Here is a 1,205-nt window from a genome sequence, read left to right as displayed (position 1 = left end):
CGATTCAAAACAATGCCTTTGGTGATCACTACGTGGAGGTCAATTTCGACCTGAGCGACGTGATGTTCGTGGCAACGTCCAATTCCATGAATATTCCGCCAGCGTTGCTGGATCGCATGGAAGTGATTCGTCTGTCCGGCTACACGGAAGACGAAAAGCTCAATATTGCCAAGCGTTACCTGCTGCCCAAGCAGATCTCCAACAATGGCCTGAAAGAGGGTGAGCTTGAGGTCAAGGATGACGCTATCCGTGACATCGTTCGCTACTACACGCGTGAAGCGGGGGTGCGCTCTTTGGAGCGGGAGCTGTCGAAAATCTGCCGCAAGGTCGTCAAGGGCTTGCAGCTGAAGCAGCTCAAGCCCAAGGTGATTGTCAAAGCGGCAAATCTTGATGACTATTTGGGTGTCCACAAATTCACCTACGGACGTGCCGAGCAGCTCAATCAAGTGGGGCAGGTGGTGGGGCTGGCCTGGACCGAGGTGGGGGGCGATTTGCTGACCATCGAGGCCGCGACCATGCCCGGGAAAGGCAATATCCTGCGTACGGGCTCGCTGGGCGATGTCATGAAAGAGTCGGTCGAGGCTGCGCGGACCGTGGTTCGCAGCCGTGCGCGCATGCTCGGGATTGAAGATGCCGCTTTCGAAAAGCGTGACATCCACGTGCACGTGCCCGATGGCGCAACCCCCAAGGATGGTCCCAGCGCAGGTGCTGCCATGACGACGGCCTTTGTGTCGGCATTGACCGGCATTCCTGTGCGGGCCGATGTGGCAATGACCGGTGAAATCACCTTGCGAGGGGAAGTGACCGCGATTGGCGGCTTGAAGGAAAAGCTGCTGGCCGCATTGCGCGGTGGCATCAAAACGGTCCTCATCCCCCAGGAGAACGTGAAAGACCTGCAAGAGATACCTGCGAACGTCAAGGCCGAGCTGGAAATCGTTCCTGTGCGCTGGATCGATGAGGTGCTCAGGGTTGCCCTGGAGCGCATGCCCGTCGCATTGGATGAAGAGGTCGCAGCCGTCCCGCCGGCAGCCGTGGTTGCCACCAAGTCCGTGGTGCGCAAGCCTGCAGCCAAGAAGACGCGGGCAGTGAAGCACTGATGGAATTTTGTAGCGCTGTTTTCTGGAGTGTCAAAAAATTGCGCTACAATTCATTCCATCGCATCGGTGCTTAAGATTCTGTTGTAGAATTTAAGGCTTCGTTGATAA

General features: G+C 56.8%; 1 protein-coding gene. It reads left to right on the top strand.

Annotated features, from left to right (window positions below; translation table 11 throughout):
• The coding region (locus tag CA2_RS04545; RefSeq protein ID WP_042413109.1) for a S16 family serine protease at positions 1-1,097 on the top strand (1,097 nt) is incomplete at its 5' end.
• Between the last annotated feature and the right edge of the window lie 108 nt (positions 1,098-1,205).

Origin of the sequence: Comamonas aquatica NBRC 14918, assembly GCF_000739875.1 — a bacterium.
In the GTDB taxonomy this organism is placed as follows: domain Bacteria; phylum Pseudomonadota; class Gammaproteobacteria; order Burkholderiales; family Burkholderiaceae_C; genus Comamonas; species Comamonas aquatica.
Note: the sequence above shows the minus strand (reverse complement) of the source record. Positions and strands in the feature narration are given on the sequence as shown.